The sequence below is a fragment of the Haloferax marisrubri genome, from assembly GCF_001469875.2.
GTDB classification, from domain to species: Archaea; Halobacteriota; Halobacteria; order Halobacteriales; family Haloferacaceae; genus Haloferax; species Haloferax marisrubri.
The window spans coordinates 91,921-107,812 of sequence record NZ_LOPW02000006.1; the positions used below are offsets into that span (position 1 = coordinate 91,921).

The following is a 15,892-nucleotide window of genomic DNA, read 5'->3' on the forward strand; positions in this document are numbered from 1 at the left end:
ACCAGCCGGCCACGTTCGGTCGGGGTCGAAGCCGGGGTCGAGGTCGCTACGCCGAGATGCGGTCGATGTGCGAGTCGATGGCCGCCCGGAGCGACTCGATTGGCTCGTCGGGCTCGAACACCGTCAGCCGGCGGGCGCGCGTCCCGGTCAGAATCGAGAGGAACAGTTCGGCCTCGGCCTCGGGGTCGATTGCTTCGAACTCGCCGGCTTCGATTCCGCGTTCGATGATATCCCGCAGGTGCGCCGTGAGTTCCTCGTCGATGCGGCGGTACTCCTCGCGGTACTCCTCGTCGTGCCGGGCGTTCACCCGCAGTTCGAACATCGAGAGCTGGAGTCGGTAGGCCTCCTCCGAGAGCGTCTCGGGCAGGAGCGTCTCGACCACCGTTTCGAGTTCCTCTCTGGGCGTGCGGTCCCCTCGCGGGAGGCCGTTCAGGAACTCCGCGAGCACGTAGTCGAGGAAGTCGACCAGGAGTTCGTCTTTCCCGTCGTAGTGATAGTACAGGAGCGCCTTGCTGTTCTCGAACTCGTCGGCGATGTCCTGGGTCGTCAGGTTGCCGTAGCCGTGTTTCTGTAACGCCCTGTACGTCGCCTCCATGATGCGCCGCTTCGCCGGCTCCAGCTCCTCGGCGCGCCCGTCCCGCGTCATGCTCAGGGGGTTCTCGTTGGACGGAGGTGTCGCTTTCGGGTCGTCGCGGGAGACTCTCCCCGACAGACGAACGTCCGAAGCATCTTTATAACTTTAGGCTAGCCTAAAAATATGGCAGACGAAGACAGCCACGGACCGGAGCCAACGCGGCGACGGTATCTCAAGTACGGAAGCGCGGTCGCCGCGGGCGGACTGCTCGCCGGTTGCACGGGCGATTCGACGGACTCGACGACGACCGAGACCGCCGGCGTGACGGGTGATGCGACCGCGACGGCGTCGACCGCCGAGACGGAGCCTCCGACCGAATCCGAGACGAGCGACGGGTCGTACTCGGTGTCGATGGCCCCGGTCGGCGAGGTCGAGTTCGACGCCGTGCCGGAAAGCGCCCTGACCTACTATCCGGTCTCGGCCGACGCGGCGGTCGCCTTCGGCCACGGCGACGCCATCACCGGTATCGGCTACGACAAGGAACTGTTCGGCAACACGGTCGACTACTACTACGACGCGCTCGACGGCGTGGACTTCGAGTGGGAGGACCTCGGCCGCGTCACGCCGGCGTCCAACCCGAACGCCCTCGACAGGGAGCTGTTCTACGAACTGGACAGCGACGTTCACTTCCTCGACCCGTGTCTCCTCCGGAGTAGCTCCTTCGACTGGACCGAAGACGAGGTGGCGTCAATCGCGACCGACGTGGGGCCGTGGTTCGGCAACTACTACAGCCGGACGAACGCCGAACCGCCGGAACCCTGCCGCGACCGCTACGAGCACTACACGCTCTGGGAGTATCTCGGCCACATCGCGGCGGTGTTCCGGGAGGAAGAGCGCTACCGGGCGTTCAAGTCGCTCCGGGACGACCTCGTCGCCCGGATACGGGCGGACCTCCCGCCGGCGTCCGAGCGACCGTCCCTCGCGGTCGTCGCCTACACCGGCGGGACGTTCTGGCCGTACGACTTCACGGAGGACGGCTACCTCTGGGCACACCTCCGCCCGTTCGGGATGCAGAACGCGTTCGCGGCGACCGACGCCGAGACCGGGTCGGGCGGTTCGTACGACTACGAGGCGATGGTCGAGACCGCGCCCGACGTCGTCCTCCGGTACTGGGGGACCGCGCTCGGCGACTCGTTCCGCTCGAACCGCGAGGAGGTGCTTTCGGACCCCCTCGCTGACGAGGTGCCCGCGTTCCGCGACGGCCGGTACTACCCGTCCGGAAACGGGATGCAGGGACCGATTATGAACCTGTTCCAGTTGGAGATGACCGCCAAACAGCTCTTCCCCGACCGGTTCGGGGTGTGGCCCGGCTACGGCGACGGCGAGTCGTACCCCAAGATTCCGGCGGGAGAACGCCTGTTCGACCGCGGCCGCGTCGCCGATATCGTCGCCGGCGAGTTCTGACGGACGGCCGAGTTCGACCGACGGTCGCTCGCCGCCCGTCAGAACTCGGTCGCCTCCGTCGAATCGCGGTTCTCCGTTATTAGATTCGAAATCGACCCGTGTTTTCACCGGCCCTAACTATAGAGGTCGAACTTATGTGCCGGCGCGAGAGTTACTATTTGGTAACTACTGATGACGACCTCGGAATCTCCTCATATCGTCTACGTTGACGACGATACGGCGCTCTTGGACCTCGGCGAGACGTACCTTCGAAAGCTCTCTTCGTTCGAGGTGACGACCTGCTCGGACCCCGAGGCCGCGCTCGATATCGTTCGTGATTCCGAGATTGACTGCGTGGTCAGCGACTACGATATGCCGGCGATGACCGGCGTCGAACTCCTCGAAGCGGTCCGCGAGGAACACGGCTCGCTCCCTTTCATCCTCTTTACCGGCAAGGGGAGCGAGGAAGTCGCGAGCGACGCCATCTCCGCGGGCGTCACCGACTACCTGCAGAAACAGCCCTCGTCCGAGCAGTACGAACTGCTCGTCAACCGCATCGAAAACAGCGTCTCGGAGCACCGGGCGACCCGTCGCGCGGAGCGCTACGAGACCGTCCTCGAAGCTCTCGGCTACCCCGTCTACGTCGTCGACGAGCGCGGGCAGTTCACCTACGTGAACGACGCCTTCGCGGACCTCTCGGGCTACGCCGTCGAGGAGATTCTCGGGAGCGGCCCGGAACTCGTGAAGGACGACGGAGACGTGCGGAAGGCGGCCGGCGAGCTCGGGGGGATTCTCTCGTCGAGCGGCCCGGACACGACCCAGTTCGAAATCGAGATACGGACCGCCGACGGCGAGGCGGTGCCGTGCCGCGACCACATGGGCTATCTGCCTTACGAGGGCGAGGAGTTCCGCGGCTCGGTCGGTATCCTCCGGGACATCACCGGCGAGCAGGCCCGCCGGGACGAACTCGCGCGCGACGAGCACATCATCCGCGCCGCGGGCGACCCGGTCTACTCCCTCGACGCCGACGACCGCATCGAGTACGTCAACGACGCCTTCGCCGACCTCGTCGGCCACGACCGCGACCGCGTCCTCGGCTCGCACTTCTCGTCGTACCTCCCCGACGCGGACTACGAGACCTACGAGTCGCTCCGGGCGTCGCTCGGCGACGGCGCGGAGACAGACCGGCTCACCTTCGAGACGACGCTCCTCGCGTCGGACGGCGACGGCCGCGACCGCGTGCCCATGGAGTGTCACCTCGCGCTCCTGCACGACGACGGTTGCGAGGTCGTCGGCACGACGGGCATCCTCCGGGACATCTCCGAGCGACTGGCGCAGGAGGCCGAACTGTCGCTGATGCGCCGCGCCATCGACGAGGCCTCGGTCGGCATCACCATCACGGGCCCGGACGAGGACGACTATTCAATCGTCTACGCGAACGCCGCCTTCGAGGAACTCACCGGCTACGACGCCGACGAGATTCTCGGCGAGAACCACCGCGTCCTGCGGGGACCGGACACCGACGAGGAGGACTGCGAGCGGTTCCGCGAAGCCATCGCCGACGAGGTGCCGTGCAGTATCGAACTCCTCAACTACCGCCGCGACGGGACGCCGTTTTGGAACCAATGCGAGATAACGCCGGTCCGCGACGACGACGGGACCGTCACGAACTACATCGGCTTCCAGCGCGAGGTGACCGAACGCAACGCCCGCCAGCGCCTGCTCGAACGGCAGAACGAGCGTCTCAGCGAGTTCACGCGCGTCGTCTCCCACGACCTCCGGACGCCGCTCACGACCGCCCGGGGCTACTTCGATATCGTCGCCGAGTCGCCCGACGACGCGGACCCCGAGGACCTCCGAAAGCTCGGTCAGAGTCTGGACCGCGTCGAGGAACTGCTCTCGGACCTGACGATGCTCGCCACGCAGGGCGAGACTGTCGTCGAGACGGAGCCGCTCGACTTCCGGCGCGCGGCCGAGCGGGCGTGGGAGACCGTCCCGACCGCCGACGCCGAACTGCGGTTCGACCGGACGGACGGCGGCGCGTCGTCGACCGTCGCGGCCGACGAGAGCAGGCTCCGACAGCTCCTCGAAAACCTGTTCGAGAACGCCGTCGACCACGGTGGCTCCGAGGTGACGGTGACTGTCGGTCGGACTCATGACGGCTTCTACGTCGAGGACGACGGCGACGGCTTTCCGGACGACCGCTCGCCCGCGGAGTGCTTCGAGACCGGCGTGAGCGAGCGCCGCGGCGGCGGCCTCGGCCTCGCTATCGTCAAGCGAATCGCGGCCGCCCACGACTGGACGCCGACCGCGGAGCGCGGTTCGACCGGCGGCGCTCGGTTCGTCTTCACCGAGTCGGCGACGGCCGCGAGACCGTCCGCGCAGCGACAGCGGAGCGACGACTGACACAGCCCCGTCTACAATTTCTACAATTTCCACACTTTTCGGGCGACTGCGCCCGGTTCGTCACGCGCTCGTGGCTCGTGGCGGTCGTCCGCACATCCTTAAGAACCCCTCCGAGAGTTAGACACTCATGGTCACGAATCGCATCACGGTGTCGCTTGACGAGGACGCCCGCGAGGCGCTCATCGCCGTCTGGCTCGGCCTCCGAACGCTCTATACGGTCGTGACCGATATGGAGGTGTTCTGATGGATTCCGAGACGCGAATCGGCGTCGACGTCGGCGGCACCTTCACCGACGTGGCGCTGTTGACTCCCGAGGGCCGCCTCGTCACCGCGAAAGTCCCGAGCACGGACGACCAGAGCGTCGGCGTCGTCCGCGGCATCGAGAAGGCCTGCGACGACGCCGGCATCGACCCGGCCGAGGTCGACGCGTTCACCCACGCGATGACCGTCTCGGTCAACGCCCTCCTCGAAGACGACGGCGCGAAGACCGCGCTCGTCACTACCGAGGGCTTCCGCGACGTGCTCGAAATCGGCCGACAGGCCCGTCCCGACCTCTACGACGTGACCGCCGACAAGCCCGCCCCGCTCGTCCCGCGCCGCCGCCGGTTCGAGGTGACGGAGCGGGCGACCGTCGAGGGCATTCAGACCGAAGTCGACGAGCGCGAGGTCCGCGCGCTCGCCGACGACATCCGTGACTCCGGCGCGGAGAGCGTCGCCGTCTCGCTCCTGCACGCCTACCAGCACCCCGAAAACGAGCGCGTCGTCGCCGACGTGCTCCGCGAGGAACTCGACGCGCCCGTCTCCGCCTCCCACGAGGTGCTCGCCGAGTTCCGCGAGTTCGAGCGAACCTCGACCACCGCGGTCGACGCCTACGTGACGCCGGCCATCGACAGCTACCTCGGCCGCCTCGAATCGCGGGCCGCGGACCTCGGCGTCCCGGTCCCGAAAATCATGCAGGCCAACGGCGGCATCGCCCCGGCCGCGACCGTGCGCGAGCACGCCGTGACGACCACGATGTCCGGGCCGGCCGCGGGCGTCGTCGGCGCGGCGGAGACCGCGACCGATTCCGGCGACGGCCTCGCCGGCCTCGTCACCTTCGACATGGGCGGCACCTCCAGCGACGTGAGCCTCGTCCGCGACGGCGAGGTCGAGCGGACCACCGACGCCGAAATCAACGGCCGGCCCATCAAGACGCCGATGGTGGACGTGAACACCGTCGGCGCGGGCGGCGGCTCCATCGCGTGGGTCGACTCGGGCAACGCGCTCCGAGTCGGCCCGCGCTCGTCGGGCGCGAACCCCGGCCCGGCCTGCTACGGCCGCGGCGGCACCGAACCGACCGTGACGGACGCGAACGTCGTCCTCGGCTACATCGGCGGCAGTTCCGCCCTCGGCGGCGAACTCTCTCTCGACGTGGACGCCGCCCGCGACGCGCTCGCGGGACTCGCCGACGAGGCCGGTCTGGACGACGCGCTCGCGGCCGCTCGGGGCGTCTACCGCGTCGCCAACGCCAACATGACGCGGGCGATTCGCGCCGTGACGGTCGAGCGCGGCCACGACCCGCGGCAGTTCGGCCTCGTCGCCTTCGGCGGTGCCGGGCCGATGCACGCCGCCGCGCTCGCTGAGAGCCTCGATATCGAGACCGTGATTGTTCCGCGGGCCTGCGGTGTCCTCTCGGCGTACGGCCTGCTCGCGGCCGACCAGAAACACGACTCGGTGCGGACGCTCCGCCGCCCGCTTTCCGGCCTCGACGCCGCGGCAGTCGACGCCGCTTACGCCGATCTCGAAGCCGACACGCTCGAAGACGTAGCCGACCCCGCCGACGCGGCGGTCCAGCGCGCCGCCGACCTCCGGTACGTCGGACAGAGCTTCGAACTGACCGTCCCCGTCGGCGAGACGTTCGACGCCGAGGCGGTCGAAGCGCGGTTCCACGAGGCCCACGAGAGCGCCTACGGCTACCGCCTCGACGACCCGGTCGAACTCGTCAACGTCCGGGCGACCGCCGCGGTCGAACGCGACCCGCTCGACGTGACCTACCGCGGCGGCGGCGACGCCCGAAAGGACACCCGCGAGGCCTTCTTCGACGGCGCGTTCCGCGAGACGCCCGTTTACGACCGCGACGGCCTCGGCGCGGGGACGACCGTCGAGGGGCCGGCCATCCTCGAACAGCACGAGAGCACCGTCGTCGTGCCGCCGGCGTGGGGCGGGACGGTCGGGGCCGACGGAACGCTCGTCCTCACCAGCGGGGGTGACGGCGAATGAGCGACCGCGAGGTCGACCCCGTGACGCTCGAAATCATGCGCAACCAGTTCGAGAGCGTCGCCGAGGAGATGGGGCAGGTGCTCATCACCTCGTCGTACTCGCCGAATATCAAGGAGCGCCGCGACTGCTCGACGGCGCTGTTCGACGCCGACGGCCGCCTCGTCGCGCAGGCCGAACACATCCCGGTCCACCTCGGCGCGATGCCCGAGGCCGTTGACACGGTCCTCGACTACGACCCGGAACCGGGCGACGTGTTCGTCCTCAACGACCCCTTCGAGGGCGGGACGCACCTCCCCGACGTGACGATGGTGTCGCCGCTTTCGGTCGACGGCGAGGTGCTCGGCTACGCCGTCTCGCGGGCGCACCACGCCGACGTGGGCGGGATGACGCCCGGCAGTATGCCCGCCGGCGCGCGCGAAATCTACCAGGAGGGGCTCCGACTCCCGCCGGTCAGACTCGTCGCCGGCGGCGAGACCAACGACGACGTGCTGTCGCTCCTCCTCGCCAACGTCCGCAACCCCGGCGAGCGCCGCGCCGACATCCGCGCGCAAATCGCGGCGAACGAGCGCGCCGAGGAGCGACTGGCCGACCTCGTCGCGGAACACGGCCGGTCCCGCGTGCTCGCCGCGTTCGACGCCGTGATGGACTACTCCCGGAACCGCGTCACCGCGGAACTGCGCGACCTGCCCGACGGCGAGTACCGCGCCAGCGACGTGCTCGAAGGCGACGGCGTGACCGACGAGGACATCCCAATCGAGGTGACCGCGACGGTCAGCGGCGACACCGTCGAGTTCGACTTCGACGGCACGGCCGACCAGGTCGCCGGCAACGTCAACGCGCCGCTCGCGGTCGCCAAGAGCGCGGTGTACTTCGTCGTTCGATGCGTCACCGACCCCGAAATCCCGCCGAATCAGGGCTGTTACGACCCCATCTCGGTTGAGGTCCCTGAGGGGTCGCTCCTCAACCCCGACGCCCCCGCGGCGGTCGTCGGCGGCAACGTCGAGACGAGTCAGCGCGTGACCGACGTGGTCTTCGCGGCGCTCGCCGACGCGGCCCCCGAGCGCGTTCCCGCGCAGGGACAGGGGACGATGAACAACCTGACTATCGGCAGTCGCGCCGGCGGTTCGGACGGCTTCACCTACTACGAGACCATCGGCGGCGGGTTCGGCGGCCGCACGGGCGGCGACGGCATGGACGGCGTGCAGGTCGGGATGACCAACACGCTCAACACGCCGGTCGAGGCGCTGGAAGCCGAGTACCCGCTTTTCGTCGAGGCGTACGGTCTCCGCGAGGGAAGCGGCGGCCGCGGCGAGTTCCGCGGCGGCCTCGGCATCGTCCGGTCGGTCACGGTCGAGGCCGACGCGACCGTCTCGCTTCTCACCGAGCGCCGGCGGGTCGCGCCTCGGGGTATTTCGGGCGGCGAAGACGGGGCGACGGGACAGAACCTCGTCGACGGCGAGGAAGTCCCGTCGAAGACGACCCGCGACGTGCCCGCCGGCACGACCGTCACGGTTCGGACGCCGGGCGGCGGCGGTTACGGCGACCCCGACGACCGCGACGACGACGCGACCCGTCGTGACCGCGAGGACGGCAAGACGGAGTAGCCTCGGGTCGCGGCGGTGAGACGCGGAAGAACGGAATGACTGGTCGGGCTGGCCGGACTGGCCGAACTGGTCGAACTGGTCGAACTGGCCGAACTGGCCGGCGACTTACTCGCCGCCGAGGCGCGCCGGTGGGACGACGCCCGGTCGGCCGAGTTTGAAGCGGTCGCCGACCTCGACCTCCTCGATTACGTGCGGGTACTCGAACGTCGTCGCCGCCTTGGCGAGTGCGCCGGGGTCCGCGTGAATCGACCGCCAGCGCCGCCAGTGTTCGGGAATCAGGCGGTCGATACCGAGCGCGTTCGCGGCCTCGATCATCTCGTCCGCGTCGTTGTAGAGTTTGCGCGTGATGACCTCGCCGTCTTGGACGACGCGGGCGTCGGTCCCGTAGGAGAGCATCCCGAGGTCGATGTCGAACTCCGCTCCTATCTCGTGGAACGCCTCGCAGGGTCGGTTGTCGCCGCCGTGGAAGACGGTGCCCGTCTCGTGTTCGATAACGTACGACACCGTGCCGTCGGCGTCCGGGTCGTACCCGCCTCGGACGTGGACGGTGAGGTCGCCGACCTCGTAGCTGTCTCCCGGTTCGACGGCCGTCCGCTTCTCCTCGTCGATTGCGCTCACGTCGAAGTTCTCGAAGCACTCGACGGGTGCGTGGACAGCGCCGCCGTGGTCGAGGAGCGGCCCGAACGAGGGCGGCCAGAAGTGGTCGCGGTGGTCGTGGGTGCAGAACACCGCGTCGCAGGCGTCGGCCCACTGCGGCTCCATCGGCACCGGCGACATCCGCGCGACGTACTCGCGGTCCCGCTCGGTACTGAAGTAGGGGTCGATGTAGACGGCCGTCTCCGGCGTCCGTATCGCCCACCCGGCGACGCCGAGATACCACAGCGAGACGCCCTCCTCGACGGCGACGCCGTTGAGTTCGTCGCGCGCCCACCACTCGCCCCAGTCGCTCGTAATCGTCATCGTCCACTCCGCGCCGCGTTGCCGGGTTCACCGTGACAGTACATGTGCCAGCGGTCCGCACGGGGCGTGTAAAAGTTTCCGGCGTAACGGAATGTCGCCTCCCGTTCGCGGGCGAGAGACCCGCAGTAGAAACAAATTGTACAATTTTTACAATTTGTGAACTGTTCGAAATTCGCCACCGCGTTCAGTAGTCGATGACCGTTATCTCCTCGACGGGCCACTGGCTGAGCAGTTCGACGCCGTCGTCGCGGACGACGACCATCTCCTCGACGCGGACGCCCTGTCTCCCCGCCGGCTCTTGGGTCTCGACGGCCATCGTCATCCCTTCCTCGATTTCGATGGGGTGGTCCGGCGAGAGGCCGCGCCAGATGAGCGGCACCTCGTACAGTTGGAGGCCGAGGCCGTGGGCCCAGTGGTTGGTCGTCAACTGCCAGTGGTCGTCCGCGCCGTACCAGTCGGCGTGTTCGCCCGCCATGTCCGGGAACGCCGCCGCGATTTCGTCGGTGGTCTTCCCCGGTTCGATTTCGTCGAGGACGGCGTAGAGGTTGTCGCGGGCCGTCTTGTAGGCGTCGCGCTGTTCCTCGGTCGGGTCGCCCATCGAGAACGTCCGGTAGTAACACGACCGGTAGCCGAGGTAGCCGACGTTGTAGAAGTCGGCGTAGACGATGTCGCCGGGGCGAATCAGCCGGTCCGTGGTGTTCGCCTGATGCTTCGGCCACGTGTTCGGCCCCGACGTGAGATAGCCGCCCTGTACCGTCGCGCCGTGCCGCCAGAGTTCGCGGACGGCGTCGCCCCACACCTCCGACTCCCGCGCGCCCGGCTTCGCGCCCTCGCAGATAGCCTGAAAGCCCGCCTCGCAGATGGCCGCGACCTGCCGCAGACACTCGATTTCGTCTTCGGTCTTGGTCTTTCGGGCGTCCTCCATCACCGCCGCGCACTCGGACGGTCGGGCGTCGATACCCTTCGATTCGAAGGCGTCGAGCAGGCCCGCGTGGCGGGTGTCGATGCCCATCGCCTCGTTCGTGAGACCGTACTCGTCGAGGGCGTCGACGACGGTCTGGGCCATCTTGTCGAGAAGGAACGAGCGGGCCGAGTCGCGGCCCGAGGCCCGCGGGACGTTCCCCAGTCCGGGACAGGCGTAGCGAACGTCGGTCAGCCACGGGCAGTTGTACCGCTGGTTGCTCGCGTGGTCGGCGGTGTCCCAGTGGACGACGGTGCCGTCTTCCAGAAGCAGCGAGTAGTGGTCCGCGCCCGACCCGCCGGTCATCGCCAGCCCGGTCACGTACCGGATGTTCGGGTCGTCGATGAGGAGCATGCTCCCGAGGCCCGCCTCCCGCATCCGAGCGAGCGCGCGCTCGTTCCGCTCCTCGCGCAGTCGCCTCACGTCGATGCGCTGTTCCCAATCGACGGCCATCGTCCCGCGGGTCCCGCTCATGAACTCCCGCTCGTGGAAGGGCATACGCTCTCCACTCGTGACTATCACATTAATTTGTTGTAGATTTCTCACATGCTCATGATTTATTATTTTATACGACGACAAACCGGTGTACGCATGTACAAGCACGTAGCCCTGCTTGTCCGCAAGGCGGGGATGAGCCACGACGAGTTCGTCACGTACTGGCGGGAGACGCACACGCCCATCGCCCGCGACATCGAGGGCGTCGTCCGCTATCAGACGGTCGTCCCCGCCGACCCCGAGGCGTCCGAGTTCGACGGCCTCGCGGAACTCTACTTCGACGACCTCGACGCCCTCCACGACGCGCTCGGGAGCGAGGGCTCGCGCGACTACGACCCGGCGAAGGGGAAGGCGAAGGAGGCCCGGGCCGACGTGGACAACTTCCTCGACATCGAGCGACGCCCCCGGTTCGTCGGCGAGGAGGTCGTCGAGAAAGACGAGACCGGCGGCGACACGACGGGTCTCTACAAGCACTCGGCGTTTCTCGTTCGCAAAGACGGGATGAGCCACGACGAGTTCCTCGACCACTGGGCGAACACGCACGTCCCCTTGGCCCGCGAGATTCCCGGCGTGGTCCGGTACGCCCGCGTCGTCCCGACCGACCCCGAGGCGTCCGAGTTCGACGGCGTCGCCGAACTCTACTTCGAGAGCCTCGACGCGCTCCGGGCGGGCCTCGGCCACGAGTCCTCGCGCGACTACGACCCCGACCATCCGAAGGCGAACGCGCCCCGCGAAGACGTGGATAACTTCCTCTCCATCGGCGACCGTCCGCGGTTCGTCGGGCGCGAGACGGTCCAGAAGGACGTGACGGGGGACCGCTGAGCGATGGCGCACGACTACCGCGCGCAGGTCGAAGCCGCCTTCCCCGAACTCGCCGACATCGGGAACGACGACCTCCGCGAGCGAGTCATTGAGGCGTGGTGTCTCGGTCTCGACCGCGGCGGCTGGCGCGATATCGAGGACATCCCCTACGCGTGGAACATCCACGAGGTGTCGAACGTCGAGCACGTCCGGGGCGTGACGCGCATCGCCGTCCGCGCGGCCGAGGAACAGCGGGACTTCCACGGGGCCGACCCGGATTTCGACGTGGTCCGCGCGGCCTGTCTCCTCCACGACGTGGGCAAGTGCTACGAGTACGTCGACTTCGTGGACGACGACGCGCTCGACGACCCCGACCCCGAGTACGCGACACAGGAGATTCCGCACTCGCTTTCGGGCTACGCCCTCGCCCACGAGGTCGGCTGCCCGCTCGCGGTCCAGCGGGCCATCCCGCACTTCATCGGCGAGATTCCGACCCGGACGCTCGAATCCGAACTCGTCAAGAGCGCGAACTCGGCGTCCTCGAACGCCATCACGCAGGCCGCGATGGGTATCAGCCTACAGGAGTGGGTCGAACGGTACTCGCAGACCCAGTAGCGCGACAGAAGTTCCCACGACACTTGTCACCACAGCTATTATCTCGCCGTTCGTAGCTCGCGCCGATGCACGAGCGCGTCAACCTCGCCGACCTCGAACTGCACGACGTGGAGAACGCCGACGCCCGAGTCAAGGCGGTGGGCTACGAGCTTCGCCCGCAAAAGATGCGCCCGTCGGTCTGGGTGTTCGAGGCGGGCGGGACGGGGCCGATGCACTACCAGCGCGAACAGGAGGAACTGTACCACGTCCTCTCCGGCGCGTTCGAACTCGCCTTCGCCGACGACGACGGCGAGGAGACCGACGCGCTCGCCCTCGAACCGGGCGACTTCGTCGTCGTCTCGGCCGACGAGGTGCGGCAACTGCGCTGTGTCGAAGACGGCGAGGTGTTCGTCGTGGGCGCGCCGAGTACGAAGGACGACGGCGTCGTCGTGGAGTGAGGCCGGCTGTTGGCCGCTGGCCGACTCTGCGGCGAGCGTGACGGCTGAGCGGACTCCGTAGCGCGCCAGTCGCCCGGCTCAGACCGGCTCCAACCCGTGTTCGTTCCGAAGCACGTTGATGTAGTCGCGGAACCCCGTTTCGAGGTCGTACTCCGGGTCGTACCCGAGGTCGGCCTGCGCCTTCGTCATATCGAGTTCTTGGGTCCACGGGAGTTCGCCCTCGTCGGAGACGGTGAGGTCGGCGTCCGGGAGGAGTCGCGTCACGGTCTCCGCGGCCTCGCGAACCGTCGCCAACTCCCCGCGGACGTTGTAGACGCGCTGGGTGAGTGATTCCTCGGGCGCGAACGCGGCCTTGCGGAACGCCTGTGCGATGTCGCGGACGTGTTGCCAGTCGATAATCTGGTCGCCGTAGTCGACGCTGAACGGCTCGCCGAGCGCGGGCTTTTCGACGATGTCGGCGAGGAACGCCGACCCGCCGGTCTCGCGGTACGGGCCGTAGGCGACCGTCGGCCGGAGCGCGACGTGCGAGACGCCGAAATCCTCGTGGTACACTCGCGCCTGATGCTCGTTGTACTCCTTGGTCGCGCCGTAGAGCGTATCCGGGTAGACGAGGTCCGACTCGGTCACGAAGTCGCCGCCGTAGTTCGCGGGCGGGGCGTACACCGCCGCCGACGACGCCCACGCGACCCGCTCGACCTGCTCGGGGAGGGCCCGCGCGACCTCGAAGACGTTGTTCGTCCCCCGCACGTTCACGTCGAGCGCGGCCCGCGGATGCTCTCGCGCCGTCGTCGTCAGGAGCGCTGCGAGGTGGACGACGCGGGTCGTGCCGGTCTCTCGCACCGCCCGGAACACGTCCGTCGGGTCGGTCACGTCGCCGCGGCGTATCGTCACGTCGTCGGTGACGCCCAACTTGTCGAGGATTCGCGGGTCGGTCGAGCGGTCGTAGGCGACCACGTCGTGGCCGGCCGCGACGAGGTCCGCCGCGACGTACGAGCCGATGAAGCCGGTCCCGCCCGTAACAATCACGGTCGATGATGACATGCTACCATAGCTCCACCTGCGCGCGAGAAAAGCGTTTCCCGGCGTCGGGGCGAGCGGCGGAGAGCCGCGCCGGGCGCTCGCGCGCCGTTTCGCCTACTCGTGGAGTCCGCCGACCGACGCGTAGAACGACGACTGGAGCGTCGCGGCCATGTCCTGGTCGCGGTCGATGCGGGCGTCGATGACCGTCGGCAGGTCGTGTCGTCTCGCGTCGGCGAGCGCGTCGCCGAGTTCGTCCGGCGTCTCGACGCGGACGCCCGTCGCGCCGAACGCCTCCGCGACCCGCGCGAAGTCCGTGTCGTGGAACTCGACACCCGCGATGTCGCCGGGGCCGCGTTGCATCTGTCTGACCATCCCGAGGCTGGTGTCGTTGAGGACGACGAACGTCGGCGCGACGCCGTGTTCGACCGCCGTCTCGACGCTCGTCATCGTCATGGCGAAGCCGCCGTCGCCCGCGACGCCGACGACGTGCTTGTCGGTCGCCAGCGCGGCCGACACCGCGGCGGGCGTCGCCCAACCCATGCCGCCGACGCCGCCCGAACCGTAGTACGTCTGCACGGCGGGCACCTGCAGGTAGTTGAGCAACCAAAAGCGGTTGTTCCCCGAGTCGGCGGTGACGACGGTGTCCTCGTCGACGACGCGCTCGATTTCCTTGACGGCCCGCTGGGGGAGGATAGGGGCGGCGTCCGACTCACACTCGGGCGCGTGGAACGACTCGCGGGCCTCGCGCGCGGCTGCCTCCGCCCAGTCGTTGTCGTTGCCGCCGGCGGCCGCGAGTTCGCGTAACGACTCGGCGGCGTCGCCGATGAGCCCCACGTCGGCGGGGTAGACCCACCCGGCGTTCCGCGGGTCGATGTCGGCGTGGATAATCGTCTGCTCGTCGGGGCGGATGAAGTCGGGGGCCTGCCAGTTGGTGTCCATCGGGTTCATGCGACAGCCGACGACGAGGAGCGCGTCGGCCTCGCTGACGAGTCGGTTCGCGCCCTCGTGACCGAACGAGCCGATGACGCCGCCGGCGAGGCGGTGCGTCTCGGGGAACGTCGATTTCCCGAGATAGGAGGTGACGACGGCCGCCTCGTAGGCGTCGGCGACCGCCGCGAGTTCGTCGTACGCGCCCGACGCGTGGACGCCGTTGCCCGAGAGGATGACCGGCCGCTCGGCCGCTTCGAGCGCCTCGGCGGCGGCCGCGACGTCGCGCGCCGTCGGCGCGGCGGTCCACGTTCTGGTCTGTGCTTCGTCGTCCCAGACCGGCGGTACGGACTCGTCCGGGAACGGTTCGGTGACGGCGTCGCCGTCGAGGATGACGGCCGTCGGGCCGGGGCGACCCGCGACGGCGTGTTTGAACGCGAGTTGGAGGCTCCGAACCGTCTCGGTCGGCGTCCGCGGGAACCAGTGTTCTTTCGTCACGGCGTCGAGAATCTTCGGGAGTTCGAGGCCGCCGTAGTCGCCGCGGGACTGCTGGTAGGGCGCGACGGTCGAGTAGTTCCCGCGCTCGGACGCCTCGGTGATGGTGACCATCGGCGACGAGGCGAGGCGCGCCTCCATCTGCCCGATGAGGCCGAGGCTCCCTATCCACGGTCCCTGTCCGGCGAGGACGCCCGGTTCGCCCGTCAGTCGGCCGTGCATCTCGGCCATGACGCTCGCCTCGCGCTCGTCGCGGGGGCGCACGAGGTCGATGTCCGACTCCGGAAGCGCGTCGAACAGCTCGATGACGCGGCCGCCGGGGTAGCCGAAGATTCGCTCGACGCCGAGCCGTTCGAGGCTCTCGACGAGTCGTTCGCTCGTGTTCATGGCGTCAGGACCTGTCGAGGTGGACCGTCTCCTCGACGTAGAGCGTCGGCCCCCGCTCCATGTCGATGAACTCGGCCGCGTCGGCGTTCACGCGCCGGCCGACCTCGGAGTCGAACGCCGCCTTCAGCGCGGCCATGTCCTCGAAGGAGAGTTCGACGATACCGTCGTACTCGGACCGCTCGGGGTCGGTCGGGACGCTCGTCGCGTACTTCACGAGCCCCGGAAGCTCCCTCGCGAGGTCCGCGTGGCTCCCCCGCCACCGCTCGACGAACTCCTCGTGCGTGTAGTCGTCGTCCCGGACCAGAATATTTACCAATTTAATCATGTATGTCTGCTATCTCACCGGACGCTACTTTGCTCTATCGCCACCGCACGCACCGGCCGTCCGGCGGTCTCGACAGAATCGAGTCGGGCGGTTCGACCAATCGTTCCGAATAACCATCAACTATTTCTGGTCGGCGCGGCAAATATACGGGGAATTTACAGCAATAAATTTGTCACGGGCTGC

13 protein-coding genes are annotated in these 15,892 nt (G+C 68.4%); 7 read left to right on the top strand and 6 right to left on the bottom strand.

Annotation, left to right across the window (positions count from 1 at the left end; translation table 11 throughout):
* Window positions 1-46 precede the first annotated feature (46 nt).
* Window positions 47-646 (bottom strand): TetR/AcrR family transcriptional regulator, encoded by a 600-nt coding sequence (locus tag AUR65_RS06395; RefSeq protein WP_058566051.1) that lies wholly within the window; start codon window positions 644-646, stop codon window positions 47-49.
* 111 nt (window positions 647-757) lie between these two features.
* On the opposite strand from AUR65_RS06395, the gene AUR65_RS06400 reads away from it, so the two are divergent.
* From AUR65_RS06400 to AUR65_RS06415, 4 genes are all read left to right on the top strand, one after another.
* Window positions 758-2,038, top strand: coding sequence for an ABC transporter substrate-binding protein (locus tag AUR65_RS06400; RefSeq protein ID WP_058566052.1), 1,281 nt, complete (start codon window positions 758-760; stop codon window positions 2,036-2,038).
* A gap of 171 nt (window positions 2,039-2,209) precedes the next feature.
* Window positions 2,210-4,423: a PAS domain S-box protein gene (locus tag AUR65_RS06405; RefSeq protein ID WP_058566053.1), complete on the top strand. Its 2,214-nt coding sequence runs from the start codon at window positions 2,210-2,212 to the stop codon at window positions 4,421-4,423.
* Between the two features lie 243 nt (window positions 4,424-4,666).
* On the top strand, window positions 4,667-6,682 hold the full coding sequence (locus tag AUR65_RS06410; RefSeq protein ID WP_058566054.1) for a hydantoinase/oxoprolinase family protein: 2,016 nt from the start codon (window positions 4,667-4,669) through the stop codon (window positions 6,680-6,682).
* Complete coding sequence (locus tag AUR65_RS06415; protein WP_058566055.1) at window positions 6,679-8,286, top strand: hydantoinase B/oxoprolinase family protein; 1,608 nt, start codon at window positions 6,679-6,681, stop codon at window positions 8,284-8,286. Before AUR65_RS06410 ends, AUR65_RS06415 begins: the two co-directional genes overlap by 4 nt.
* 105 nt (window positions 8,287-8,391) lie before the next feature.
* On the opposite strand, the gene AUR65_RS06420 is transcribed toward AUR65_RS06415, so the two are convergent.
* Together AUR65_RS06420 and AUR65_RS06425 are read right to left on the bottom strand one after the other, a co-directional pair.
* On the bottom strand, window positions 8,392-9,246 hold the full coding sequence (locus AUR65_RS06420; protein ID WP_058566056.1) for an MBL fold metallo-hydrolase: 855 nt from the start codon (window positions 9,244-9,246) through the stop codon (window positions 8,392-8,394).
* Window positions 9,247-9,430: 184 nt separating this feature from the next.
* Window positions 9,431-10,681, bottom strand: a complete 1,251-nt coding sequence (locus AUR65_RS06425) for a M24 family metallopeptidase (protein WP_058566111.1) — start codon at window positions 10,679-10,681, stop codon at window positions 9,431-9,433.
* A gap of 117 nt (window positions 10,682-10,798) precedes the next feature.
* On the opposite strand from AUR65_RS06425, the gene AUR65_RS06430 reads away from it, so the two are divergent.
* From AUR65_RS06430 to AUR65_RS06440, 3 genes are all read left to right on the top strand, one after another.
* The gene (locus AUR65_RS06430; RefSeq protein WP_058566057.1) at window positions 10,799-11,524 is read left to right on the top strand and encodes an EthD domain-containing protein; all 726 of its coding nucleotides are present in this window, start codon (window positions 10,799-10,801) and stop codon (window positions 11,522-11,524) included.
* 3 nt (window positions 11,525-11,527) lie between these two features.
* Window positions 11,528-12,118 carry an HD domain-containing protein gene (locus AUR65_RS06435; RefSeq protein ID WP_058566058.1) on the top strand — a complete coding sequence of 197 codons (591 nt, stop codon included), beginning with the start codon at window positions 11,528-11,530 and terminating at the stop codon, window positions 12,116-12,118.
* Between the two features lie 65 nt (window positions 12,119-12,183).
* A complete protein-coding gene (locus tag AUR65_RS06440) occupies window positions 12,184-12,555 on the top strand; it encodes a cupin domain-containing protein (protein WP_058566059.1) in 372 nt (123 codons plus the stop codon).
* 78 nt (window positions 12,556-12,633) lie between these two features.
* Here the strand turns inward: AUR65_RS06440 and AUR65_RS06445 are convergent, their stop codons facing one another.
* The 3 genes from AUR65_RS06445 to AUR65_RS06455 all read right to left on the bottom strand — a co-directional run bounded on the left by AUR65_RS06445 (window position 12,634) and on the right by AUR65_RS06455 (window position 15,709).
* Window positions 12,634-13,578, bottom strand: a complete 945-nt coding sequence (locus AUR65_RS06445) for an NAD-dependent epimerase/dehydratase family protein (RefSeq protein ID WP_084816379.1) — start codon at window positions 13,576-13,578, stop codon at window positions 12,634-12,636.
* Window positions 13,579-13,689: 111 nt separating this feature from the next.
* Complete coding sequence (locus AUR65_RS06450; RefSeq protein WP_058566061.1) at window positions 13,690-15,384, bottom strand: thiamine pyrophosphate-binding protein; 1,695 nt, start codon at window positions 15,382-15,384, stop codon at window positions 13,690-13,692.
* Window positions 15,385-15,388: 4 nt separating this feature from the next.
* A complete protein-coding gene (locus AUR65_RS06455) occupies window positions 15,389-15,709 on the bottom strand; it encodes an EthD family reductase (RefSeq protein ID WP_058566062.1) in 321 nt (106 codons plus the stop codon).
* Between the last annotated feature and the right edge of the window lie 183 nt (window positions 15,710-15,892).

Coding starts and splice junctions, on each gene's coding strand:
- AUR65_RS06395 (WP_058566051.1), bottom strand. CDS start 646: ATGACGCGGGACGGGCGCGCCGAGGAGCTGGAGCCGGCGAAGCGGCGC.
- AUR65_RS06400 (WP_058566052.1), top strand. CDS start 758: ATGGCAGACGAAGACAGCCACGGACCGGAGCCAACGCGGCGACGGTAT.
- AUR65_RS06405 (WP_058566053.1), top strand. CDS start 2,210: ATGACGACCTCGGAATCTCCTCATATCGTCTACGTTGACGACGATACG.
- AUR65_RS06410 (WP_058566054.1), top strand. CDS start 4,667: ATGGATTCCGAGACGCGAATCGGCGTCGACGTCGGCGGCACCTTCACC.
- AUR65_RS06415 (WP_058566055.1), top strand. CDS start 6,679: ATGAGCGACCGCGAGGTCGACCCCGTGACGCTCGAAATCATGCGCAAC.
- AUR65_RS06420 (WP_058566056.1), bottom strand. CDS start 9,246: ATGACGATTACGAGCGACTGGGGCGAGTGGTGGGCGCGCGACGAACTC.
- AUR65_RS06425 (WP_058566111.1), bottom strand. CDS start 10,681: ATGAGCGGGACCCGCGGGACGATGGCCGTCGATTGGGAACAGCGCATC.
- AUR65_RS06430 (WP_058566057.1), top strand. CDS start 10,799: ATGTACAAGCACGTAGCCCTGCTTGTCCGCAAGGCGGGGATGAGCCAC.
- AUR65_RS06435 (WP_058566058.1), top strand. CDS start 11,528: ATGGCGCACGACTACCGCGCGCAGGTCGAAGCCGCCTTCCCCGAACTC.
- AUR65_RS06440 (WP_058566059.1), top strand. CDS start 12,184: ATGCACGAGCGCGTCAACCTCGCCGACCTCGAACTGCACGACGTGGAG.
- AUR65_RS06450 (WP_058566061.1), bottom strand. CDS start 15,384: ATGAACACGAGCGAACGACTCGTCGAGAGCCTCGAACGGCTCGGCGTC.
- AUR65_RS06455 (WP_058566062.1), bottom strand. CDS start 15,709: ATGATTAAATTGGTAAATATTCTGGTCCGGGACGACGACTACACGCAC.